Annotated in this window: 19 protein-coding genes; 4 read left to right on the plus strand and 15 right to left on the minus strand. The window is 39.0% G+C overall.

Features of this window, described 5'->3' with window-relative positions:
- Positions 1-76 precede the first annotated feature (76 nt).
- Complete coding sequence (locus tag ACFVS1_RS21435) at positions 77-2,584, plus strand: NEW3 domain-containing protein (protein ID WP_387550326.1); 2,508 nt, start codon at positions 77-79, stop codon at positions 2,582-2,584.
- 229 nt (positions 2,585-2,813) lie between these two features.
- Here ACFVS1_RS21435 and ACFVS1_RS21440 read toward each other — a convergent pair whose 3' ends face one another.
- From ACFVS1_RS21440 to ACFVS1_RS21455, 4 genes are all read right to left on the minus strand, one after another.
- Positions 2,814-3,548 carry an amino acid ABC transporter ATP-binding protein gene (locus ACFVS1_RS21440; RefSeq protein WP_048685183.1) on the minus strand — a complete coding sequence of 245 codons (735 nt, stop codon included), beginning with the start codon at positions 3,546-3,548 and terminating at the stop codon, positions 2,814-2,816.
- Positions 3,545-4,189, minus strand: a complete 645-nt coding sequence (locus ACFVS1_RS21445) for an amino acid ABC transporter permease (RefSeq protein WP_076370951.1) — start codon at positions 4,187-4,189, stop codon at positions 3,545-3,547. The genes ACFVS1_RS21440 and ACFVS1_RS21445 overlap by 4 nt, the downstream gene beginning before the upstream one ends.
- 64 nt (positions 4,190-4,253) lie before the next feature.
- Entirely contained in the window at positions 4,254-5,030 is a 777-nt protein-coding gene (locus ACFVS1_RS21450; RefSeq protein ID WP_352925014.1) for a transporter substrate-binding domain-containing protein, read from the minus strand.
- 489 nt (positions 5,031-5,519) lie between these two features.
- Entirely contained in the window at positions 5,520-6,857 is a 1,338-nt protein-coding gene (locus ACFVS1_RS21455) for a YjiH family protein (protein WP_387550329.1), read from the minus strand.
- Positions 6,858-7,760: 903 nt separating this feature from the next.
- On the opposite strand from ACFVS1_RS21455, the gene ACFVS1_RS21460 reads away from it, so the two are divergent.
- The gene (locus ACFVS1_RS21460) at positions 7,761-8,813 is read left to right on the plus strand and encodes an ion channel (protein ID WP_352925016.1); all 1,053 of its coding nucleotides are present in this window, start codon (positions 7,761-7,763) and stop codon (positions 8,811-8,813) included.
- Between the two features lie 352 nt (positions 8,814-9,165).
- On the opposite strand, the gene ACFVS1_RS21465 is transcribed toward ACFVS1_RS21460, so the two are convergent.
- The 6 genes from ACFVS1_RS21465 to ACFVS1_RS21490 form a co-directional block, all read right to left on the minus strand.
- Positions 9,166-10,671 (minus strand): malate:quinone oxidoreductase, encoded by a 1,506-nt coding sequence (locus ACFVS1_RS21465; RefSeq protein ID WP_387550331.1) that lies wholly within the window; start codon positions 10,669-10,671, stop codon positions 9,166-9,168.
- A gap of 609 nt (positions 10,672-11,280) precedes the next feature.
- Positions 11,281-12,201 carry a type I pantothenate kinase gene (gene coaA / locus ACFVS1_RS21470; RefSeq protein WP_352925018.1) on the minus strand — a complete coding sequence of 307 codons (921 nt, stop codon included), beginning with the start codon at positions 12,199-12,201 and terminating at the stop codon, positions 11,281-11,283.
- Between the two features lie 95 nt (positions 12,202-12,296).
- Complete coding sequence (locus ACFVS1_RS21475) at positions 12,297-12,590, minus strand: RNA polymerase alpha subunit C-terminal domain-containing protein (RefSeq protein ID WP_352925019.1); 294 nt, start codon at positions 12,588-12,590, stop codon at positions 12,297-12,299.
- Between the two features lie 178 nt (positions 12,591-12,768).
- Complete coding sequence (locus tag ACFVS1_RS21480) at positions 12,769-14,163, minus strand: amino acid permease (RefSeq protein ID WP_241589990.1); 1,395 nt, start codon at positions 14,161-14,163, stop codon at positions 12,769-12,771.
- Positions 14,164-14,493: 330 nt separating this feature from the next.
- Complete coding sequence (locus ACFVS1_RS21485) at positions 14,494-15,453, minus strand: L-threonine 3-dehydrogenase (RefSeq protein WP_352925021.1); 960 nt, start codon at positions 15,451-15,453, stop codon at positions 14,494-14,496.
- Between the two features lie 44 nt (positions 15,454-15,497).
- Positions 15,498-16,688, minus strand: coding sequence for a glycine C-acetyltransferase (locus tag ACFVS1_RS21490; protein WP_387550335.1), 1,191 nt, complete (start codon positions 16,686-16,688; stop codon positions 15,498-15,500).
- 371 nt (positions 16,689-17,059) lie between these two features.
- Between ACFVS1_RS21490 and ACFVS1_RS21495 the strand changes: the two genes are divergently transcribed.
- Positions 17,060-17,200 (plus strand): hypothetical protein, encoded by a 141-nt coding sequence (locus ACFVS1_RS21495; protein ID WP_241589992.1) that lies wholly within the window; start codon positions 17,060-17,062, stop codon positions 17,198-17,200.
- A gap of 225 nt (positions 17,201-17,425) precedes the next feature.
- Here the strand turns inward: ACFVS1_RS21495 and ACFVS1_RS21500 are convergent, their stop codons facing one another.
- On the minus strand, positions 17,426-18,694 hold the full coding sequence (locus ACFVS1_RS21500) for an S-adenosylmethionine decarboxylase related protein (RefSeq protein ID WP_387550337.1): 1,269 nt from the start codon (positions 18,692-18,694) through the stop codon (positions 17,426-17,428).
- A gap of 285 nt (positions 18,695-18,979) precedes the next feature.
- On the opposite strand from ACFVS1_RS21500, the gene ACFVS1_RS21505 reads away from it, so the two are divergent.
- The gene (locus ACFVS1_RS21505; protein ID WP_387550339.1) at positions 18,980-19,879 is read left to right on the plus strand and encodes a 3-hydroxyacyl-CoA dehydrogenase; all 900 of its coding nucleotides are present in this window, start codon (positions 18,980-18,982) and stop codon (positions 19,877-19,879) included.
- A gap of 167 nt (positions 19,880-20,046) precedes the next feature.
- Here ACFVS1_RS21505 and ACFVS1_RS21510 read toward each other — a convergent pair whose 3' ends face one another.
- The 4 genes from ACFVS1_RS21510 to ACFVS1_RS21525 all read right to left on the minus strand — a co-directional run bounded on the left by ACFVS1_RS21510 (position 20,047) and on the right by ACFVS1_RS21525 (position 24,340).
- Positions 20,047-20,574, minus strand: a complete 528-nt coding sequence (locus tag ACFVS1_RS21510) for a YehS family protein (RefSeq protein WP_352925024.1) — start codon at positions 20,572-20,574, stop codon at positions 20,047-20,049.
- Positions 20,575-20,701: 127 nt separating this feature from the next.
- Positions 20,702-21,664: a tRNA dihydrouridine synthase gene (locus tag ACFVS1_RS21515; protein WP_352925025.1), complete on the minus strand. Its 963-nt coding sequence runs from the start codon at positions 21,662-21,664 to the stop codon at positions 20,702-20,704.
- Positions 21,665-22,070: 406 nt separating this feature from the next.
- Positions 22,071-23,459 (minus strand): 23S rRNA (uracil(1939)-C(5))-methyltransferase RlmD, encoded by a 1,389-nt coding sequence (gene rlmD, locus ACFVS1_RS21520; protein WP_387550342.1) that lies wholly within the window; start codon positions 23,457-23,459, stop codon positions 22,071-22,073.
- The gene (locus ACFVS1_RS21525; protein ID WP_387550344.1) at positions 23,456-24,340 is read right to left on the minus strand and encodes a DNA-3-methyladenine glycosylase family protein; all 885 of its coding nucleotides are present in this window, start codon (positions 24,338-24,340) and stop codon (positions 23,456-23,458) included. The genes rlmD and ACFVS1_RS21525 overlap by 4 nt, the downstream gene beginning before the upstream one ends.
- Between the last annotated feature and the right edge of the window lie 15 nt (positions 24,341-24,355).

A 24,355-nucleotide genomic window follows, 5' to 3' on the forward strand; every position in this document is an offset into this window, starting at 1 on the left:
GTGTGGTTAGTTAGAAAATATTACTAACCTACATTTTTTTAAGTGTCTTATAAAGTTGAAGGGGGTTAAAGGAATAATGAAAAAAGCTCTGTTATCGTTGCTTTCCCTTTTGTTGGTTCTTGCATTATTGCCGCTTGGAGGTAGCGCTGCAAATCCTGAGGAAGCCAACGTTGAGTTATGGAATGCGGTCAAGCCGCTCGAGACGACCGTGACATTCTTGAATAGCGGTGCCCATCCAGATGATGAACGCAGTGACTTTCTCGCTTATCTATCCAGAGGGTTAGGGGTGAAGACATCCAGCCTGATTGCAAACCGTGGAGAAGGCGGACAAAATGAAATTGGGGATGAACTGGACAATGCTCTTGGAATCATCCGTTCGAGGGAAATGATTGAAGCTGCGAAAATCACCGGGGTGAAGGCCTATCATCTAAGTGAAACTACCTCAGATCCCATTTATGATTTCGGCTTCTCTAAAACACCAGAGGAAACATTAGAAAAATGGGGCGAAGAACTCACCTATGAACGGCTTATCCGCTTTATTCGGACATATCAGCCGGATATATTGATGCCATCCTTTCAGAATGATGATACCCAGCATGGACATCACCGAACAATGACAATCTTAAGTGAACGTGCCTTTAAGGATGCGGCTGACCCGACTGTGTTTCCTCAACATTTGAAACAAGGGCTATCAGTATGGCAAGTGAAGAAGTTATATTTGCCCGTTTCCTCGGCAGATCAAGCAACCACTTCAATTGAAATCGGTAAATATGACCCAATATACAATATGACTTACCCCCAGCTTGGAGAAAAATCCCGCTATCTGCATAAAAGCCAAGGCATGGGTTCTGATATCCCGGCAGCCCCTCGTCAGATCCATCTGGATTTGAAGCAAAGCGCCGTTGATACAAAAAAACAGTCGGGCCTTTTTGCAGGTGTACCTTACAATTTTACTGAATGGGCTGAAAAACTCCCCCGCTCAGCTTCAAAATTAAAAGGTGAATTTAGATACCTGCAACGGAATTTGGACGCCGTTATTGAGGCTTATCCAAATGAAAAACGAGTTTTTTCAACATCCCAGACAGCTCTCTCCAATGTTCGGTCAATTACTGCGCAAGTCAAAAGGGCAAAACTAAGCCCTGCCATTAAGAACGACTTGCTTCATAAGCTCTCATTAAAAGAAGAGCAATTGCAAAACGTCAGTTATGTCTCCTCAGGACTCGAAGTTCAAGCTAAAGCAGCTTCAACGATCCTCACGAAAGGTCAAAAAACGTACGTAACCGTAACCGTGAAGAATAACGGGAAACAAACCTTGAAAAAAGTCGCTGCTGCATTGAACGTGCCTAAAGGGTGGAAAACCAAAACAAAAGCTAAAGATGTCAATCTAGCACCAAATAAATCAGCGACAATGACCTATCTGGTTGAAGTTCCTGATGATGCTGCCTATTACCATGCCTATGATGAATCCACCATTACAACGAGCATTTCTTATAAATACGGCAGTACAAAAACGGCTATCAAGGAAGAATTGGACGGAACGATCGCTGTCCTTCCCGACGTTGGCCTTACCCTATCTCCTGAAGATATCGTCGTAAATACAGCAGATGTAAAAGAGGAAATCCCAGTGACGGTTACCTTGAAAAACTATACAGAAGGAAAAGCATCAGCTAAGATCGCTTTAAAAGTCCCTGAAAATTGGGGAGTTCATCCAAAAAATGCCACTGTATCATTTAAAGAAAAATCGGAAGAAAAACAAGTGAAGTTCACCCTCAGACCACCGAAGGCAGTTCAAAATGGTGAATATCAGGTGAAGGCAGTTGCTACTGTCAATGGAAAAACCTTTGATTCGACCATTCAGGAAATTTCCTATGACCATATCGGAACATTCTATTACCAATACCCTGCAGCTATCAACACCGTTGCATTTGAGCTTTTGAAGCCAGCTTCATTAAAAGTGGGATACATTGAAAGCGGATTCGATAAAGTGGCAGATTACTTAAGCAATGCAGGGCTGAACATCACGAAGTTAACTGCAGCTGATTTAGCTGAAGGTGATTTGAGCCAATATGACACGATCGTTACAGGCATCCGTGCCTATCTATCAAGGGAAGATTTAAAGGCAAATAACGCGCGCTTACTTGAATATGTGGAAAACGGCGGTCATCTCGTCGTGCAATACCATAAACCGGGTGATGGATGGGATCCCATGAAGACAGCTCCATATCCCCTTACCCTCGGGAATCCTTCCATTCGCTGGCGGGTAACCGATGAAAAAGCCACGGTAAACGTGTCGAAACCAGAATCAGCGCTTTTTAACTATCCAAATAAAATAACAAGCGAAGACTGGAGCAATTGGGTCCAAGAAAGAGGATTGTATTTCCCAATGGAATGGGATGAACGGTATGAAACATTCATTTCCATGGCTGATCCAAAAGAAGAACCATTTGATGGTGGAATCCTCATGGCTAAATACGGTAATGGGACCTACCTCTACACCAACCTTGTGCTATACAGGCAAATTCAAGGACAGGTTCCAGGCGGATATCGAATCATGACGAACTTGCTTAGTTACGGTGCCAAGTAAATAAAGAAAAAACCTATGCATGTGTCGAATGCATAGGTTTCTTTTTTTGAGGTTTGCCAATCGAGGCCATCACCTGACTGATTTCTGCTCTAAAAATCAAAAAAGTTGTGCACAAAGACGAGGAAAAGGCTCATGCGTTTGGGTTTCCCCTCATTTCCCACATTCCTTTGTCCACACTTCATGCACAACTTCATTCATGATTTACCATGATCCCTTATAGGGCATCCCGTTAAAGTACTTTGCTCAAGAATGCTTTCGTTCTTTCGTGCTGAGGGTTACCGAATAATTCATTCGGCTCATTTTCTTCCACGATATACCCTCCATCCATGAATATCACCCGGTCCCCGACTTCCCGGGCAAAGCCCATTTCATGCGTAACAACGACCATTGTCATGCCTTCTTTTGCAAGTTGTTTCATTACCTCCAAAACATCGCCGACCATTTCAGGGTCAAGGGCCGAAGTCGGTTCATCAAATAGCATGATCTTCGGATTCATCGCCAATGCCCTTGCGATGGCGACCCGCTGTTTTTGTCCGCCGGAAAGTTCCCCTGGATAGCTATTTGCTTTTTCCTTTAGACCAACCTTATCCAATAACTCAAGCGCTAATCTTCCAGCTTCCGCTTTATCGGTGGCACGAATTTTAATAGGACCCAAGGTTATGTTCTCCAAAACGGTTTTATGAGGAAATAGATTGAAATGTTGAAAAACCATTCCAACTTCTTGCCGGACTTTGTTTATATTGATTTTCCTTTTAGGATCGGTTATATCATGTCCGTTAATGACCACCTCACCGCCCGTAACTTCCTCAAGGAGATTCAGGCAACGCAGGAAGGTACTCTTTCCAGATCCAGAAGGGCCTATTACGCAAATTACTTCCTTTTCCTGCACTTCTGCATTGATATCTTTTAAAACCTCGACAGTTCCAAATGATTTTCTCAGGTTTTTTACAGTAATGATGCTCATCGAACTTGTACCCTCCTTTCTATGAAATTAGCAATTAGGGTCAACAAATAGATGATGATAAAGTAAATCACACCAACTGCCAGCCAAATCTTGAATGCTTCAAAGGTTGCCGAAGCTTGAATCTGACCTTGCTGGGTTAAATCGGCTATACCAATGACCGATAATAGTGAAGTGTCTTTCAAGCTGATGATCGATTGGTTCGTAATGGTAGGGAGCATCCTTCTGAAAGCTTGCGGAAGCACCACATATCTCATTGTTTGAGTTCCAGTGAACCCAATGGATCTAGCCGCTTCCGTTTGTCCTTTATCGATGGATTGTATCCCTGCCCTTATTATTTCAGCAAAATATGCCCCTGCATTGATTGCAACGGTAATTATACCAGCTGTTGTACTGTCCAAAGAAATCAAATTCAGTGAATTCACACCAAAATAGATAAAAAATAATTGAACGATGAACGGTGTCCCTCGTATCGCATCCACATAAACCTTTGCAATCCAGTTCAAGATTTTGATGGGGGCAAGTCGCAGCAATGCAACAAGTAAACCAATCAAAAAACCTAAGATAATGGCAATCACAAAGATATAAAGTGTCACCTGAAGTCCTTTTAATAAAATGGGCAATGCCGCAACAATTATATCCATTTCTTTCACCCCTTTGAAAAAGAAAGCGCGCCATAAGCGCGCTTATTGAGCTTTAATCTCTTGTTTATTCACCAAGATACGTTTTTATAATTTCATCATACGTGCCGTCTTTTTTAAGATTAGCAAGACCATCATTTATTTTCTTCAATAAATCCCCGTTTTGCCCTTTCAATACAGCAATTCCATATTGGTCACCATTCAAACGGTCACCTACGATTTTCAACCCAAGATCTTTTTGGGCAATCGCATAGGAGATAACCGGGTAATCTTCTATAAGGGCATCGGCGTTGCCGTTGGCCACTTCCTGGAACATCGCTGGACTATCATTGAATTGAACAACTTTAATTCCTAGTTTCGTAGCATTATCCTGTGCATATTTAGCACCTGTTGTTCCTTTTTTCACTGCTATGGTTTTTCCTTTAAGATCTTTAACAGTTTTAGTACTTGTATTCTCTTTTTTAACAACTATCGTTAATCCTGCATCAAAATACGGTGTTGAGAAATCCACTACCTTTTTTCTTTCCTCTGTAATGCTCATTCCCGCAATGGCCACATCAAGCTGATTGGCTTGCATAGCCGGGATGATTCCTCCGAAATCCATTGGAGACAATTTGATTTTAAAATCCTGGTCTTTTGCGATTGCATTGATTAATTCTATATCAATGCCTTTATATTCGTTCCCCTCTTTAAATTCAAAAGGAGGATAAGTCGTATCCACACCAACTTTATATACCTTTTCAGGTTTCTTTTCCTCACCTGCATTTTTTTCTTCATTGGTTCCACAAGCCGAGATAAAGATAGTTAGAATCAAAAACATACTAAGTAAACCAAGTTTCTTCATTCAAATCACTCCAATTCTTAAATTATACGTGATAATAAATAATTCTCCCTATAATATAGCATAAGAATAAAGTATTATTATATGAATTTTTAGAATAAATATTATTTTCTTCAAATAATTTTTATGGATGTTTTTCCTAATATTGTTTCAGTGGTGGAAAATCAAAAAAGGATATGGAATCCTTCACTAAAAAAATAACCGATCATGCCATCTATACTGTAAAACAAGACCATTAGAGGGCGGTATTCACCAGGGTGATTTTAGTCATCCCTACATAGGAAATCCCCCCCTTTAGTTGCATAAGAAAAATACTAAATCAATTATCTTTTGGATGCTCATAAATATAGTAATTGTTTTTCCACCTCCACGACCCCTAGCTTTAATAAAAGATTCTATCAAAAAAGGTCAACCAGTACTTTTTACTGGTCGACCTTATAATACGAACGCACCCGTTCGATCTGTGATCGAATTAAGATTCGTTGATTTGTACTAAAGCAGCAATATTGCGATAGGTGCAGTAATGATTAACGTGATGAGCGTCCGTTCAAACCAGATTACAATCAACTTCGTAATGCTGATTGGGATTTCGGTTGATAGGATACAAGGGATCGTCGCTGAAAAGAACAATATCGATGATACAGAAACCACGGCAATAATGAACTTAGTTACCAGAGGTGCTTCAACTACGAGAAGCGCCGGCAGGAACATTTCTGCAATTCCTATAGCTGAAGCTTTTGCAGCTAAAAATGGTTCAGGTATTTGCAATGCCCAAGTAAATGGGTAAAAAAGATAGCCAAGTAAGTTAAATACTGGAGTATACTCCGCTAATACAAGGCTAATGAGACCAACGGATAAAATGGACGGCAGAATGCTCATTGTCATAAGAAAACCGTCCTTTAAGTTATCCCATAAATTTCTGCCAAGACTTACGGAATTATTCGCTCCCACCATCGCACTGCTCCAGGCATTTTTGATAAGTCCTTCTTTGATAACCTCTTCTGGATCGGCATTATCCGAATAATAATCGTCGCTCATTTTATTTAATGGCCAAATACGTACGGTAATGGCAGTGACAAGGTACGTGATCCCTAAAGAAACCCAAAAGAAAAAAGTCCATATGTCCATAAGACCGAGAGTTTTTGCTACTACGATCATGAACGTTGCTGAAACGGTTGAAAAACCCGTTGCAATAATAGCGGCTTCTTTAAGCGTGTATTTTCCTTCTTTATATAGTCGATTCGTAATAAGCATACCAATGGAGTAGCTTCCTGCTATATCAGCGACCATATCAACTGCTGAACGCCCCGGCGTTTTAAATATCGGCCTCATGATTGGCTGCATCAGTACACCCAAAAATTCGAGAAGCCCGTATCCAATGAGAAGCGCCAAAAATAGAGCACCTAAAGGAACGACAAGACCAACAGGTATGACAAGTTTTTCGAAAAGGAAAGGACCCATGCTTGGGGCCATTAACCATTCTGGCCCAATCTTGAAATATATTAAGATCGCAACAACAGCACCTATTACTTTTAAGAAAGAAAAAACGATTGATACCTTATCCTTGCTCCAACTTTTTGAAATGAATGGATAAACAGCTCCTAATAAAATGACAATAAGAGCATAAATAGGAACGGCTGACGGCAGGGTTACTTTGATCCAGGTTACTATATGATCAATCGGTATGCTTGAAACACCATTTATGGTAATAGGAATAAAAAACATAAAACTTCCTATTAAACTATATATTATGAACTTCAGTATATTGGTAGTTGATTGAATTTGCGGCTTCTCTTGTTTCGTATTTGTCGCCACATTTGATGATCCCATAATTATTCCCCCCTATTATATAATTGCATGCTGGGTAAATTCTTGGCTTCATACCCATATCCGATCCTCTTTATCGCTTCTGTCTCACGATTTGGTGAGGCAACAGGGATAGAATACAACTTTCGATTACGATAGGGGTTTTAGTTCTCCGCTTGCCCCATATCGTTTAAAAATCTCCAAATTTGGCACGCCCCCATAGCTAACAAGCAAAATATGGGGAGAAAGGGCTTGAAACTTAATTTATTCATGGGCCAATCCTGTTTCACAATGCCCATTGCCCGTAGTGCATGAGGATTCCCCAGAGTTTTCACCCTCTTCCAGCTCTTATGGAGGATTCGAAGCAAAACACTCCCAGTTATGTGCCGCGTTCCAATCTTGCCTTACACTGCCATCTGGATGCTCAACTATATTCCGGTCGTTCATTAATATGGGGAGTACTGTCTTTTGTATGCAATCCTGTTACTTCGTAAAGTAGTTATTCTATTTATTGTATCCGCTTTTATTGTCCCTCCTCGTTATTTAACATTTATTGTATACTGAAAATTCTAATAATAATTTTATTTTTTGATGATAATTTTATAATTTGTTTACAAAGATTCATCTAATATTGTCCATTTTATAATCTATATTAAAATGAGAACTGAATTTAATAGCAAAATACATGGTTCTGCTGCAAAATACTATAACTGGTTGTGTGGTCCATTAAGCTTGAATGGAATTCTCAAAGATCCTCCTTTTTTTTGCATAAGAAAAAGAGCTGAACCTTATTTTAAATAGTTCTCTTCTGCTTCTTGCACACTTCTTCGGTAAAAAATAGTTTTTTTAACACTTACGTTTATTTAATTGTTTAATTGGGGAAATATAAATTTAATCGATGATGACTTGAAAACTAGGATGGGTATGATGAGAATTAAGGTAAAAAAAATAATATATTACCTGATTAAATTAAGAGGTAGAATCTTTATACCATTTGCCATTTTATACATATTAGTTGCTGCATATGTTGCTTTTTCTATTGAGCCACAGACGTTCGAATCATATTTAACCTCAGTTTACTGGGTTCTTACAACGCTTGCTACGGTTGGTTTTGGGGACTATGCACCGGTCACCGATCTTGGAAAAGCATTTACCATTGGACTTTACATCACGGGCATTGGGCTTGTTAGTCTTTTTATTGGAAAAACCATTAAATCTGTATATCTTATCGAAAAACGTAAAGTTGGTGGAAAAATGAAATATACAGGTAAAAATCATATTATTTTGATTGGTTGGAGTGATAAGTCAAAATCTGCACTCCAAGAAATTTTTAAATCTGATGAAACCATTGATATTGTAATCATTGATAACTTGGAAAAAGCTCCTATGATGGAGGAGCGTCTGTTTTATGTTCGCGGGGATGCCACCGATGAAGAAACATTACTCCGTGCAAATCTGCCTAAAGCAAAAGGAGTTATCATTTTTGCTGACCAAATAACACAAGATAATTATGCTACAAAGGATCCGTTACTTGTCGATGGAAAGACATTATTAGTTGCCACTGCCATAACGGCCATTGAAGAAAGGACGAATACGTCCATCCATGTCACAGCCGAGGTGATCAATCAAAAGCATATTCGTTTATTCGAGCGTGTAATGGTGGATGAGTTTATTCCTACGCAAGAAATGATCTCCCACGCAGCAGTACGATCATTATTTTCTCATGGAGTCACCCACATGTATTCAGAACTTATGAGCACAAAATATGATGAAACTATGTATGAGATTCCTAAACAAGATGAATGGCTAACCTATCGTGATGCGTTTATAGACCTTCTTAACAAAGGAGCCACACTGGTAGCGGATCGTGGTGATCTTAACATTAACCAAAAATTAGATGCACGAATTCCTGATGATGCACAGCTTTTCGTTATTTGCAATAAAGAGACCATTTCCCGAATAAATTCAGATATACATTAGAAGCTCTTGTACAATTTGGACGTTGATTGGAACGAAGGGCACTCGCTTTCCGCGGGCGGTCCGGGAGCCTCCTCCCCTAGACGCGCTTTTCCCGCAGGAGTCTCGAACATCCGCTCCAATCAACTTAGTTTTAACTTTTAGATAGAGCCCTTTCATCTACAAACTGAGGATGCAATGAAAGCATCCAAAAGATTTCGCATAAAAAATGTAGACAAACTCAATTTTCATCGAGCTTGTCTACAAATATGCATCCTTAATTGAATAAGCTTTAAAACAAAAAAAGAACCTTCAATCAATGATAGATTAAAGGTTCTGTTGTTTTTAATTTCAATGTTGCTTTAGTATCCAAAAATTAACTATAAACTAACTCTTTTTTTTTGCTTAGACCAAGCGTCTCTGATGTTGAAGTTTGAATTTCGTGCAGAAGCTCTGTATTTTCCATTAGAGACTCTCCATAAGAAGGAATCATTTCTTTAATTTTCGGTTCCCACTCGTTCATACGTTGCGGGAAGCATTTATTAATTACCTCAAGCATAACATGAACAGCAGTAGAAGCCCCTGGAGAAGCACCTAGCAATGCTGCAATCGAGCCATCGGATGCACTGACAACTTCCGTACCAAATTGAAGTGTACCTTTGCCGCCTTCAGCAGTATCTTTGATAACTTGTACACGTTGGCCAGCTACTACTAAATCCCAATCCTCGCTCTTAGCGTTCGGGATGAATTCTCGTAACTCTTCCATGCGCTGTTCCTTCGATAACATAACTTGCTGGATCAGGTATTTTGTCAATGGCATCTCTTTTGCGCCAGCCGCCAACATAGTTAAAACATTATTCGGTTTTACGGAAGTTATTAAATCGAACATTGAACCTGTTTTTAAGAACTTCGGAGAGAAGCCTGCAAATGGTCCAAAAAGCAGCGATTTTTTATTGTCGATAAAACGTGTATCAAGATGCGGAACAGACATTGGTGGAGCACCAACTTTAGCTTTTCCGTATACTTTTCCATGATGCTGCGCAACAACTTCCGGATTATTACATACCATGAAGTATCCGCTAACTGGGAATCCGCCGATATGCTTTCCTTCAGGAATGCCGGATTTTTGCAGCAAATGCAAGCTTCCGCCCCCGCCTCCGATAAAGACGAATTTAGCATTGTGGCGTTCTACGCTGCCAGTATCGACATTACGCACTTTTAATTCCCATGTGCCATCGCTAGCCCGTTTAACATTATCCACACTATGTTTATATTTGATATCGACGTTTTTAGTCTTTAGGTGGTCAAACAACATGCGTGTCAAAGCACCAAAGTTAACGTCTGTACCGTAATCAATTTTTGTTGCCGCTATAGAATCATTTGATGGACGGTCTTGCATAATAAGTGGAATCCATTCCATCAGTTTTGCTGGGTCATCGGAAAACTCCATACCTTTGAACAGAGGATTTTTTGACAGCGCTTCAAAACGTTTCTTTAAGAACGCTACATTGTTATCCCCTTGTACCATACTCATATGAGGCAATGGCATGATAAAGTCTTGCGGATTATCAATCAGCTTACAGTTTACAAGATACGACCAAAACTGCAATGAAACTTGGAACTGTTCATTAATTTTAATTGCTTTGCTTATATCTATAGATCCGTCAGATTTTTCGGATGTATAGTTAAGCTCGCACAGTGCAGAATGACCCGTACCCGCATTATTCCATTCGTTAGAGCTTTCTTCTCCTGCGTTTGCAAGCTTCTCAAATACTTTGATTTCCCATTCCGGTGCTAACTCTTTCAGTAATGATCCCAAAGTCGCGCTCATGACTCCGCCGCCAATTAAGATAACGTCTGTTTGTTTCTGTATGTTGCTCATTATAACCTTCCTTATCCCCTATATTTTCAAAAAAGATGTAGGCGCTCCTGCTTAGGTGTCACAAAAAGCCAGGCACGAACAAGGAACACACCTTTTCTGTCTCCTTATAACTATATCATAGTCTATTATTATTATTTCATAGATTAAAATATTCTACTATTACTTTTTTTGCTAAAATATTGATTTTGTGAAGAAATTAGCTTAAACTTATCCGCCTCGATAGTCGCATTAAAAGATTTCTTCAGCAACTTCCCCTTATTGAAGGAAGAAACTGTTAGTGAAATAATATTGACAGATCGGAAAAAGCGACGAAAATATACATTTTATTGACAAAATCAGGAGTGAAATTAGAAAGATCTGTAACCATTTCCCTAAAAAATAAGGACCTTCCTGAAAATGTTAAACTCCTACCTTTTTAGCTTGTATCATAAATTTCACCCAATTATTAGATATTATAACAATACCCATAATTACTGATAATTAAACCAATATAAGGTAAAATCATTGATCATATTGCTAATTTTAAGACTAATTGCAAAGTCCCTTATAAATAAAATTCCTTACTTTATTGCTATTACAAAAAAATATTATTCTAATACACAATCTTTATTATTTTCGCAAAAGGATATTTTCAACTTTGTGTTCTGAACCTTTTTTCAAGACGAGTTTTGCCCGTCCTTTTGTCGGCAGTATATTTTCATGTAAATTTTTCAAATTAATTTCTTCCCAAATTTGAGTGGCTTGCTTAATGGCCTGTTCCTTAGACAAGTTAATATAACGGTGAAAATAGGATTCAGGATTTTGAAATGCGGTCTTTTGAAGTAAAAGGAACCTTTCAACATACCATCGTTCTACATCGTTTACATCTGCATCTACATACAGTGAGAAATCAAAAAAGTCACTGACGAATACTTGGTTTTCCTTGTCGACTTGAAGAACATTAACACCTTCCACTATTAAAATATCCGGATTACAGATAGTCTGTACTTCATTTGGCAAAATGTCATACTTCAAATGTGAGTAGATTGGAACTTCCACTTTATTTTTTCCTGCTTTTACATCTCCGATAAGATTAATTAATTTTTGGGTATCATAACTTTCAGGAAACCCTTTTCTTTTCATGAGTCCTTTTTCTTCTAAAAGGTCATTTGGGTACAAAAAACCGTCGGTAGTGACAAGACCTACGTTTCTGTGATTATCCCATCTAGATAATAAAGTTTGAAGCAACCTTGCTGTCGTACTCTTTCCTACAGCAACACTCCCTGCAATCCCAATGATATAAGGTACTTTTTTAGCATCAGTTTTTAGAAATGAAGCGGTGGCTGTGTTAAGCTGCTGAGATGCTTCAACATGTAAATTTATCAAACGAGTCAAGGGCAAATAAACCTCTTCTACTTCCACAATGGATATTTCTTCATTTATTCCTTTTAAGTTATCCAATTCTTCTTCAGTTAAAGGAAGAGGAGTATGGTTTCGCAGAGATGCCCACATTTCTCGATTGAATTCAAAATAGGGAGTATAGGAACTCATGATTTTTCGTTACCTCACTTTTTAGAGTTACTATCAGTTTAACAAGGATGATGATCATAAAAAAGATGTTCCTGATCCCTTATCCACGTAAATGATTAATCTTTGAATGATAACCCGCCTGTTTCCAAAGCAGCCCTAAGTTTAGGTAAAGAAGCTGGTCCCATACCGTGAAATTTCAAAATCTCTTTTTCACTATATGTTGAGAGCTGTTGTAAAGAGGTTACCCCATTGTATTCCAATGCACGTCTGGCTGGTGCCGAGAGCACCGAAAGAAATCCTGTGTCAGGTTTTCGTTCCTGCTCACATACGGGGCAGGTCGGACAGTCGCTGGATTTATCGTATTTGTGCCCCTTTTCGCAAGTCCTCATATTCTTCTTTGAAGTTGTCAATCTCAACTTCCCCTTTTCTTATGATTTTTAAGTCCGAACATAAAAAGTTCACCCTTCACAATGAAGCAATCCTTTCATTCCATTTTATCATCTCTTGTTAAAACTGAACTGCCTTTTTGGTTTCATTGAAAAAGGGCTGCCGCAGCAACCCTTTGTAAACCCCAAAGTGAATGATAGATTAACCCACTTTATCTTCCCGAGCCTCTGCCTGAGCATTGGCTTGTACGCGCTTGTCTATTCCAAAAGCGAAATAACTAATTACAACGATAGCCAGAAAACCTATTCCAACCATAAGTGATATACGTGTGTCATCATTAAACCACATACCGATTAATACCATGACCAAGAAAGCGATGGTCAGGTAGTTTGTAACAGGTGCAAACGGCATCTTGAATGGATGATTGTGCATTTCAGCTTTTTTGATTTTCCTGAATTTAATTTGACTGATCAGAATGACAAACCATGGAATCATTCCAGGAAGTACACTCGCACTGTATACATGAACAAATAAATTTTCTGGTGCAATATAACTTAAAACAACCCCAATTCCTAACCCGACTATCACTCCGAACGTACCGAATAAAGGAACACCGCTATTAGATACTTTAGCAAAGAATTTTGGTGCTTGTCCATTCATCCCTAATGTGTAAAGCATGCGTCCAGCACTGTAAATACCACTATTGCATCCAGACATAGCAGCCGTGATTACGACAAAATTAATGATTCCAGCTGCTGCCGTAATACCAACCTTCGCAAATGTCGCAACAAATGGACTGCCAATCTCGCTTAATTGATCCCAAGGGTAAACGGTTACAATAATGAAAATTGCACCGATATAGAAGATTAAAATACGCCAAATGGTACTTTGAATCGCTTTCGTTATCGTTTCTTGCGGATTTTTTGCTTCACCAGCCGTAATCCCAATTAATTCTACACCTTGATAAGCGGCAACCACCAGTGAAAGAGCAAAGAAGAAGCCCTTCCAGCCACCTGTAAATAAACCGCCATGCTCCCAAAGATTCGATAATCCTAAGGCTTCCCCTCCGTTACCGATTCCAAAGAAGATAAGTCCAAATCCTGCTACGATCATTAAAATGATCGTCACGATTTTAATCAATGCAAACCAAAATTCAATTTCCCCAAAGGATTTAACGGAAATTAAGTTCGCTGCTCCCAGAATCACCATTGCGATTAAACCTGGAATCCAAGCAGGGAGATCAGGGAACCAATACTGCATGTACGTCCCCACTGCAATAATTTCTGCCATCCCGACAATAACCCACTGGAACCAGTTACTCCATGCTGTCATATACCCTGCCAATGGATGAATGTACTTATAACCAAATGTTGCAAATGAGCCTGTACTTGGCTCCAGATACAACATTTCCCCCATTGCGCGCATGATCAAGAATATAAAAAGCCCAGAGATCGCATAAGCTAACATTACAGACGGGCCTGTCCATTGGATCGTGCTGGCTGAACCCATAAATAAACCGACACCAATCGTTCCGCCCAAAGCGATCATCTGAATATGACGGCCTTTCAAGTCCCTATTCAAATCTTTGTTTGCCATTCCATTTCCCCCTACACTACTAATAGTCGAAATTTTTTCAAGATGCTTAATACACTCCCTATTTAGTATAGAAATGATATAGCAGGCTCCACTTTTTTACCCTTTCTTAAAGCTGCCTCATAAAATCATTCTTCACTTTTAAGCATTCCTGACAGTTAGAAAGATCACTATCAAATTTCATGTTATTTCTTAATTCTGTTCAAGGTTTCATAGAAAGCGCTTACTTTTTACCCTTTATAACAGCTCACCCCTTAAACATTAAAAATTCCCCTGAATAAAGTAACCCGAATAAAAGAGTATTGCAATTCTTTTATTCGGCTGGCAGGTTTATTATGCTGTTACTAAAAGGGACTTTAATCTCAGCTTTAACAACATATCATTCGTCATTTTCTCCAAATCATATTCCGCCTTGAATCCCCACTCTTCCTTTGCACAAGTTGAATCAATTGTATTTGGCCAACTGTCTGCAATGGATTGTCTAACAGGATCGACTTCATAATTCATGACAAATTCCGGAAGATGCTTTTTAATTTCGGCTGCAATTTGCTCCGGATCAAAGCTCATGGCAGAAACATTGAAAGAATTCCGATGTTTCAATTTTGAGGCATCCGCCTCCATTAATGTAATGATGGCTGCTAAAGCGTCCGGCATATACATCATATCCATATACGTTCCCTTATCAATGTAAGAAGTATATCGCTTGTTTTTAATCGCCTCATAGTAAATTTCTACTGCATAGTCGGTAGTTCCGCCGCCAGGAGGTGTCACATACGAAATCAGTCCCGGGAATCGAAGACCTCTCGTATCAACCCCAAATTTATGATGATAATAATCACATAATAACTCTCCGGATACTTTGTTCACGCCGTACATCGTGTTCGGCCGTTGAATGATGTCTTGCGGTGTCCAATCTTTAGGAGTGGTTGGACCAAACGCACCAATGGAGCTAGGTGTAAATAATTGGCAATCGAGTTCTCGAGCAGATTCCAAAGCATTGACCAATCCGCCCATGTTTAAATGCCAAGCTAAAAGCGGCTTCTTTTCAGCTGTTGCCGACAATAAAGCGGCTAAATGTATAATCGTATCGACTTCATGTTTTTTTGCCATGTTATACATCGCTTTTTCATCCGTAACATCCAATATCTCAAATGGACCTGATTGAGCAACATCGCTGTCCGTTTTTCGAATATCCGTTGCAATGATATTGTCAGCTCCATAAATCTCTCTCATTTTCAGCGTCAATTCTGAACCAATTTGACCTAAAGCCCCCGTTACCAAGACCTTTTTCATCAAAAATCCCTCCCCATGTTTTAAACTCCGAAACAAGCAATCTCTTATATGATCGACATCTCTTTTCCTACTTTTTCATAAATGGCCATTGCACGATCCAGCATCTCTTTTGTATGAGCAGCAGTAGGCATATTCCTTACTCTTCCTGTTCCCTTTGGAACGGTAGGGAACACGATGGACTTGGCATACACACCTTCTTCATTCAGCCTCTTGCTGAATTGCTGCGTTTTTGCTTCATCACCTATAATGCAAGGTGTAATCGGTGTTTCGCTCTCCCCGATATCAAACCCTAATTCTATTAGGCCTTTTTTCAAGTAATCGCTGTTTTCCCACAGCTTATTTTGAAGTTCCGAGCTATTCATCAATATATCGATGGCTTCTATACTAGCTGCAACTGCTCCCGGTGTGGCAGCCGTTGAAAATAAAAATGGACGGCTTCTTACTTTTAACCAATCAATCAAATCTTTCTTTCCTGCTACATAGCCTCCAACAACACCAATGGCTTTGGATAATGTTCCAATTTGGAAATCCACTTTATCCGATAATCCAAAATGTTTTACCGTTCCTGCACCATTACCTAATACACCCGAACCATGCGCATCATCAACATACGTGATTAAATCGAACTCTTCTGCTATCTTCACAATTTCAGGAAGCTTCGCAATATCCCCATCCATGGAGAACACTCCGTCGGTAATAATCATGATTTTGTTATACAATCCGGACTCCTTTGCTTGACGTGCTTTTGTCCGTAAATCGTCCATGTCGGAATGGATAAAGGGAATAATTTTCGCCTTGGATAATCGGCAACCATCAATGATGGAAGCATGATTCAGTTCATCTGAAAGAATGGCATCGTGTTTATCCATCACTCCTGAAACCGCTGCCATATTACAGTTAAATCCAGATTGATAAGCAATGGCTGCTTCTGTATGTTTAAACTCGGCAAGCTTTTCTTCTAATTTGACATGAATATCTAACGTTCCGTTGATTGTACGTACCGCACCGGCACCGACTCCATATGTTTTCGTCGCTTCTATGCAAGCCTCTATTAATCGTCTATCTGTTGCTAAACCTAAATAATTATTGGATGATAAATTTATAAGCTCTCTGCCTGCAATGGTGATTACCGGACCGTTCGGACCTTCCACCGGATCAATAACGTTGTAAAGCCCCTTTTCTTTTAAATCTTCCAAATTTTCTTTCAAAAATTTATTTAATATTTCACTTGACATTTAATATACCCCCTCTTTGATGGTTGGAATAAATGCAGGATCTTTTTATGTTTTACCCCTATTTAAAAAACATTGTATTTTTTCCTTTTTTAAAAATACACGTGTCTTCCTCAAAAATACACTAGATATTAACGAAAATCCCTTTATACTAAGTGTTATAACAATCATAATAATAGATAATTTTATCGTTGTCCATATTGCATGGACAAAAAAATTTGAATTTTTGTAGTTTTTACAATCAACATCCGCCTAAAATGCGTTTATATCAATAAAAATGCGAAGAGAATTTCATCAATTTTCCAAGGCAACCGATGTTTTATCTACTGGTTTTTTGGATACCTTAACCATTAACCTAATTAAGGAGGGGTATAGTGAAAACGGAAGATGAAAAAACCTCAGAAGGCTTAAATGAGATTTTTGAGATTATCAATGCAAAAGGTGACATTGGTGAATTAAAAGAAATCGTCCAAAAATCTGACGAACAAACAAATGAAGACAACCAAGGGGATTGATTATCCTCTTTTTTGTCTGTTTTTCATTGTACTTATGGACGCTAAATTCCATTACAACAATAAAAAAAGAGCTGCTGATCAGCTCCGGATATTGCCGTAACGTTCACGTAAAAAGAAGATTAATAAACAAAAAAAGTTATGCACATTCAGAAGGGAAATTTGAAGAATAAGGATTTTTCCTTATTCCTTTCCCCCACCTTGTGCACAACTTTATATAGTTGAAAATTATTGATTCATCTTTTTCATTCTGTGAAGTAAAGGACCATCTGAATGATTATTTTCCCCTATTACAAAATCCGTCATATAGTAGGTCAAATATTGTCCATAATGATTATTCGTTTTTAACAATAACTCATCTACATAATAAACTCCTTTTGGGATTTGATCCATTAGCAACACCGATAAGGCAGCATATATACCGCAGGCCACTTGAAAGTATGTGGCATTGGTTTTGTATTTGGAAAAGATATCGGCATTACTTAGTACATTGTACATATAATGCTCTTTTTGTTGATAAACAATAAGGACGCCCACTAGATCTTCCCCTTCAAGTTCGTCTTTAAGCGGATCCAGAACCTCCATTTCATGGTCCCATAATTGATCTACGTCATCCAGTTTCGAGCGGATTAACTCCGTCGTATGGTCATTTACCTTATATAAAAAGCCGCCTTCCATATCAAACAATTTGCCCAAGGTATATACTTCTTCATGAGGCATTAAACAACCGTAAAACTGCTTGTCCCCTAAAGTGACTTTGAAATCCACATCATAAACATTTTCATATAAAAAGAGCGGCGTATGGTGATTCATAAACATCGGGTAGCTTGATATGGCCTCATCCAGAAAGCCTTCTGGCGACCAAGTTGTATAAATGACGTCCTTTTTTGCCTTCGCTTTGTCCTTAAAAAAATAATTGTCATGCTCTACAATATAACAGCCAATCGGACGTTCCTCTGAATCTTTCTTTAAAAGTTCAATGGCCATCCATTGAACCACACCTGGATTCATTCCCGAACCAATGATGGCTGTTGAATTTGAAAAATGATCTTTATGCTTTTCAAAATGCCTGAATCGTTCAATTAAAGGAAATCCATGAGATAATTCTTCCTTTTCATCGACCGTTGTTTTTTCTAAAGCGGAATTAATATAATTTACACCTAATGCATTACAGCAATCTAATATTTCAACCGTATCCGCCCGTGATAGATCTATTACACAACATGTTTTTGTGCTTTCAAGATGCTTAGTAAACCTCTTTGTATCTTTTAAATCAAGTTGATGTAATACAAAGTAATTTTTTAGCTGTGGAAATAATTCAAGATAATATTTTTCTTGTTTTTGTTTAATATCGATTAAATGTAAAGTACAACTAGAAATAAAATGATGGATGGGATCCTTTTTATCAATAACTGATTTATTCAATATGGAAAGTATTGATTTTGCAGCCCCTCCCGCACTTCCTAGAATGGTTATCACCTTTTTGTTATCATCCATTTCTACACCTCGTCCAACCTTTTACTTTAAACTATGTAGTTTTGGATGAAATGCAATGGGCAACTGATAAAATGATCAATGCGTACAAGCTATCATCAACCCAAAATGATAGGAAGGTATGAAGAAATTCCTGCATCTAAGAAGGGGTGTTACGTTTTAATATGCGTTTATCGGGTCCCTTGAAGGGAAAACATTATATATCCTAAACTATTCCTGCATCTATTTACAAGCTAAGTGAAATAATTAACAAGTATAGATATCCAAAAGAAATAAAGGAGAATGACTATGAATTATCTGAATATCACGATTGCCGGCAGCGGCGTTTTAGGAAGTCAGATTGCATTTCAAACCGCATTCAAAGGATTTAACGTATCAGTATATGACATCAATGATGAAGCGATAGAACGTGCAAAAGATAGGATCATTAATTTAAAGCCATACTATAAAGAAGACATAGGCGCAACGGAGGAAGATCTCAATACTGCTTATTCCCGCATTTCTTTCCACAGTGATTTATCTGCTGCCGTTTCCGAAGCTGATCTTGTAATTGAAGCGATTCCGGAAGTGATTCAAATCAAAACCGATTTTTACACAGAGTTAGGAAAAGTGGCACCTGAAAAAACAATTTTCGCCACGAACTCTTCTACATTATTACCAAGCCAGTTTGCCGAAGCAACAGGCCGTCCAAAAAAATTCCTGGCGTTACACTTCGCTAATGAAATCTGGAAAAACAATACGGCAGAAATCATGAAGCATCCTGGAACGGATAGTGAAGTGTTCGATGAAGTGATTGATTTTGCAAAAGCGATTGGAATGGTACCTCTGCCTTTACATAAAGAGCAGCCAGGCTATATTTTAAATTCCTTATTGGTTCCTCTTTTGGATGCTGCCCAAATGCTCTTATTAAAAGGAGTGGCTGATACGGAAACCATCGATAAAACGTGGATGGTCGCAACAGGGGCACCTCTTGGTCCTTTCGCCATATTGGACGTGGTAGGAATCAATACCGCTTATAATATTTCACTTGCAAAAGCGAAAGCGACAGGTGATCCAGAGGTTGAAAAGCTGGCTAACTTATTGAAAACAGAGTATATCGATAAAGGGAAAATCGGAAGAGAAGCTGGAGAAGGCTTCTATACATATCCCAACCCCAATTTCGCAAAACCAGACTTCTTAAAAGGTTAATGATTCAGAAGGTGCCTTGAGGGTGCCTTCTGTTTTTTTATTATTTCGCACTTTCTATCCCTTCCATAACGTTCATACGAAAAAAGACCCTGAAATCGGAAAAGTACTTTTCACGAAATCAAGGCCTAATTGTAATGATGTGCATGATAAAAACAGTTACTGAACACTTATTCCCTATATCTCAAAGTTAATCCTTTTAAGAAATTCCTCGCGTATCGATCTCCGCACTCTTTATAATTCCTATGTCCCACTTTTCTTAGTATAGCGCTTAATTCCCCTTTGGTTATCATGACTCCTGCTTCCTCCAAAATATCAATCATATCCTCACTTGTTAATGATAAGGCTATTTTCAGTTTCTTCAGAAGGATATTATTCACACTTTCCTTATTCTTTACAGCAGGTGCCTGACTTTGAGGCTGACCAGGTTTTGGCTCTTGTCTCCCTCTTTTAAAAATGATCAAACCATTTAAAAAGGACTCTAACATCATGTTATTGCAGGTTATCCCATCTTCCTCTTCAACCATATCATCATATTCTTCATATTCATCATAATAATCATCTTTTGGTTTTGTAAGCATCTGCATGACTTCTTCCATTGTCACTTCGATCTCCCCAAGTTTAAATATCTCTACCATATCTTTATTTTTAATATCAAGCGCATATCTTAATCGAATTAATATATCATGATTATGCATCCAAAAACCTCCTATGTATTTCTCTATTCACAGTACTTTCATTATTTCACAAATGGATGGAAATAAACGCAGGGTAAAATCCGAGAACCTTTTACAGATTCCCGGATCACTCTGCTTATTGCACCCATCAATATTCTTTTCCAAAGTTATCAAGCAATGCACGCACTTCATCTGTTGATTTCGTGTTCATCAATTGATTTCTTAATTCACCAGCTCCACGGAATCCTTTAACATAAATTTTGAAAAAACGATGAAGCCCTGTGATTGAACGTGGCAATTCTTCCGCATATTGATCTTGAAGATCAAGCTGCAATCTTAAAAGATCAAGGTATTCTTTACTGCTATGCTCTTTTGGCTCTTTTTCAAAAGCAAAAGGATTTTTAAAAATACCTCGCCCGATCATAACGCCATCAATACCATATTGTTCAGCAAGCTGCAGCCCAGTTTGACGATCAGGAATGTCTCCATTGATTGTTAGTAGCGTATTGGGTGCAATACGGTCACGTAATTTTTTGATTTCCGGAATTAGCTCCCAATGCGCATCTACTTGGCTCATTTCCTTTCTTGTACGTAAATGAATGGAAAGGTTCGCAATATCCTGTTGTAAAATATGCGTCAGCCACTCCTCCCACTCATTTACATCATTATAGCCAAGTCGTGTTTTCACGCTGACAGGAAGTCCGCCCGCTTTTGCTGCTTGAATAAGTTCTGCCGCAACGTCTGGACGCAGAATAAGGCCACTACCTTTCCCTCTCGATGCCACATTCGGGACAGGGCAGCCCATATTAATATCGATGCCTTTAAATCCTAGCTCTGCCATGCCAATACTCATTTGACGGAAATATTCGGGATTATCCCCCCAAATATGTGCCACCATAGGCTGTTCATCTTCTGTAAAAGTCAAACGGCCACGCACACTTTTCATGCCCTCTGGATGACAATAGCTATCCGAGTTTGTAAACTCTGTGAAAAATACATCCGGTCGACCGGCTTTACTTACTACATGACGAAAAACAACATCGGTCACATCTTCCATTGGTGCAAGTACAAAAAATGGTCGTGGTAAATCACGCCAAAAATTATCTATCATTTCAAACTCAAATCCTCTCACTATGGATACAACTTCAAACACTAGGTCAAAAAATATAAAGCTAATTGTTCCACTTCTTTTACACTTATATCATGCTTAAACACTCATTATCAAACACAAGTACATTTTGGACATTTATAATTGTGAAGAACTATTCAATGTTTATTTTAACGAATTTTGATCCTGAATGGAATTGAAGGCGGACCTGAATACCCAAAACGTATTTATAGCTCAAACCCACCAGAATTACATTATGAAGAAGAATAAAAAATAGGAGAACATGTTTTAATAAAACATGTTCTCAGAAAATCAGTATTTTATTCCCTTATATTCAATACGTGATTCCAATATATTTATCCATCTACATCAGATGTAAAATCTCTATACAAAAGCAACTAGCGATTCGTTAGTTGCCTTCTTTTAAAATGAGTTGCGAGACACACTCCACATGGCTCGTCTGCGGGAACATATCCACAGGCTGCATGGATTTTACTTCGTATAATGCGCTCAATTCTTGGAGGTCCTTCGCCAAAGTAGACGGATTGCAAGATACGTACACAATGGTTTTTGGTTTAACTTTCAAGATTGTTTGAAGTAAGGATTGGTCACAGCCAGATCTTGGCGGGTCGACGACCAGCACGTCCGGTTTCCAGCCTTCTTTCGTCCAGCGTGGAAGGATATTCTCGGCTTTGCCTGTTTCATAGTATACATTGTTGCGATTATGTTTTTTGGCATTTTTCTTGGCGTCCTCAATCGATTCTTTAATGACGTCCATTCCTCTGACTTCCTTGGCATTTTCAGACAGCCATAGTCCAATGGTTCCAACGCCGCAATAAGCGTCAACGACTTTTTCTGTGCCGGTTAAAGCTGCTGCTTTTTTCACTTCATCATATAAGCGAACAGTTTGGACCGGATTAAGCTGGAAGAATGTACGGGCTGAAAGTTCATATGATAGGTCACCCAATGTTTCGTTGATGACTTTTTCGCCTGCCAGGTGAATCGTTTTTTCGCCAAAGATCAGCGACGTGTTTTGGTTGTTAATATTTTGAACGACCGATTTCACTTCAGGCAATTGGTCACGTATTTGTTTAAGCAGCTGATCTTTTTGTGGAATTTCCTCTGCACCTGTAACAAGGACAACCTGCACTTCACCTGTTTCAAAGCCTACCCGTGTAATGACCGTACGAATAACACCTTTTCTTTTTCTTTCGTTATATATCGAGATGTTCAGGTTCTTTAATATCTTTTTCACTGTACGTGTTACCTTATTTGTTGCCTTATGCTGTACAAGGCAATTCGGGATATCAATCAGATTATGGGAATTCAAGCCGTAAAGGCCAGCAATCAATTTACCATCTTTTTGGCCGACTTGGTACTGACTTTTATTTCGGTAATTCCAAGGATCTTCCATACCAATCGTTTCTTTTACATTTAATGAAGAAACCGGTAATTTTGAATGGCGCTCCATCGCTTGAATGACGATATCACGCTTTTCGATAAGCTGCTGGTCATAGCTTAAATGCTGTAACTGACATCCGCCGCATTCAGCGTAAACCGGACATGGCGCTGCAATGCGATGCGGTGATTCTTTACGGATGGTTTTTATTTTCGCCTCGGTGAAGTTTGGCTGCACCTTTGTGACCAAAGCTACAATTTCTTCACCAGGCAATGCTCCTGGAACGAAGACGACTTTCTTTTTGAAATAACCGACTCCCTCTCCATTAATGCCAAGCCTTTTAATCGTAAGGGGAAGGGTTTGGTTCACTTCCAGTTTTGTATCTTGAATGTTTGTCATTTCTTTTCACTCCGTTTTTCAATGCTTCTCCACAAATAGAGGGAAGCGTAGCTTAGATATGGAGCCCATTTCTCACTATAGGACTCCATTTCTTCTTGGGTTGGCTTTTGCGGTAAGCCATATAATATTTTCAAGGCATTTTGAATGCCAATATCGGCTTTAGGAAATAGGTTCGGCCGGCCAAGTCCAAAAAGCAGGAAGTTTTCAGCCGTCCATCTACCGATACCGCGTATTTTTATTAGTGTATCCATAACCTCTTGATCGGATAGCCTTTCCATTATATCAAGGTCGAGATGGCCCTGAGTGATCTGCTCGGAAAGTCCGATGACATATTCCGCTTTCCGCCCGCTGAATTGAATGGCCCTCAATTGCTCGATTTTAAGTTGGGCGGTTGTTTCCGGCGTCGGATAAAACCAGGCACCTTCCATCTGGTAGCCGAAGGTTTTAACGAATCGTTCCGTAAGCGTATGGGCAAAGGATAAGTTCAATTGCTGATGTATGATGCATTTGACGAGGCAACTGTAGTAATCGAAGTCCAAGACTATGGCAGTACCGCGGTGTTCTTCGAAGATTTTCCGCAAATCGGATTCCCGGAAATGCCGGGAAACGCCTTCTAATGGCTGATGCCAATGAAAAACCTTTTTTAACCGTTCGATTGCTTTTGACTTGTATACCTCTGAATGACCTTTGATGATAAAAGATGGTTCATCGATATTTCCTATTGCCTGAACCTGCAAAACAATTGGCTCTTTTTCTATATATAGCGGAACTTTTACCGTCCTGTTAGTAAAATCAACTACCTGAAGTGGGTCTAACGATAATCGTTCGAGAACTAGATCGAAATTATAGGGTCCTTGAACCTGTAATCTTTCTGTCCACACAAGCGATCCATCCTT

The organism is Peribacillus sp. NPDC058075 (assembly GCF_042885195.1).
Lineage (GTDB): Bacteria > Bacillota > Bacilli > Bacillales > DSM-1321 > Peribacillus.

Coding starts and splice junctions, on each gene's coding strand:
- ACFVS1_RS21435 (WP_387550326.1), top strand. CDS start 77: ATGAAAAAAGCTCTGTTATCGTTGCTTTCCCTTTTGTTGGTTCTTGCA.
- ACFVS1_RS21440 (WP_048685183.1), bottom strand. CDS start 3,548: ATGAGCATCATTACTGTAAAAAACCTGAGAAAATCATTTGGAACTGTC.
- ACFVS1_RS21445 (WP_076370951.1), bottom strand. CDS start 4,189: ATGGATATAATTGTTGCGGCATTGCCCATTTTATTAAAAGGACTTCAG.
- ACFVS1_RS21450 (WP_352925014.1), bottom strand. CDS start 5,030: ATGAAGAAACTTGGTTTACTTAGTATGTTTTTGATTCTAACTATCTTT.
- ACFVS1_RS21455 (WP_387550329.1), bottom strand. CDS start 6,857: ATGGGATCATCAAATGTGGCGACAAATACGAAACAAGAGAAGCCGCAA.
- ACFVS1_RS21460 (WP_352925016.1), top strand. CDS start 7,761: ATGAGAATTAAGGTAAAAAAAATAATATATTACCTGATTAAATTAAGA.
- ACFVS1_RS21465 (WP_387550331.1), bottom strand. CDS start 10,671: ATGAGCAACATACAGAAACAAACAGACGTTATCTTAATTGGCGGCGGA.
- coaA (WP_352925018.1), bottom strand. CDS start 12,201: ATGAGTTCCTATACTCCCTATTTTGAATTCAATCGAGAAATGTGGGCA.
- ACFVS1_RS21480 (WP_241589990.1), bottom strand. CDS start 14,163: ATGGCAAACAAAGATTTGAATAGGGACTTGAAAGGCCGTCATATTCAG.
- ACFVS1_RS21485 (WP_352925021.1), bottom strand. CDS start 15,453: ATGAAAAAGGTCTTGGTAACGGGGGCTTTAGGTCAAATTGGTTCAGAA.
- ACFVS1_RS21490 (WP_387550335.1), bottom strand. CDS start 16,688: ATGTCAAGTGAAATATTAAATAAATTTTTGAAAGAAAATTTGGAAGAT.
- ACFVS1_RS21500 (WP_387550337.1), bottom strand. CDS start 18,694: ATGGATGATAACAAAAAGGTGATAACCATTCTAGGAAGTGCGGGAGGG.
- ACFVS1_RS21505 (WP_387550339.1), top strand. CDS start 18,980: ATGAATTATCTGAATATCACGATTGCCGGCAGCGGCGTTTTAGGAAGT.
- ACFVS1_RS21510 (WP_352925024.1), bottom strand. CDS start 20,574: ATGCATAATCATGATATATTAATTCGATTAAGATATGCGCTTGATATT.
- ACFVS1_RS21515 (WP_352925025.1), bottom strand. CDS start 21,664: ATGATAGATAATTTTTGGCGTGATTTACCACGACCATTTTTTGTACTT.
- rlmD (WP_387550342.1), bottom strand. CDS start 23,459: ATGACAAACATTCAAGATACAAAACTGGAAGTGAACCAAACCCTTCCC.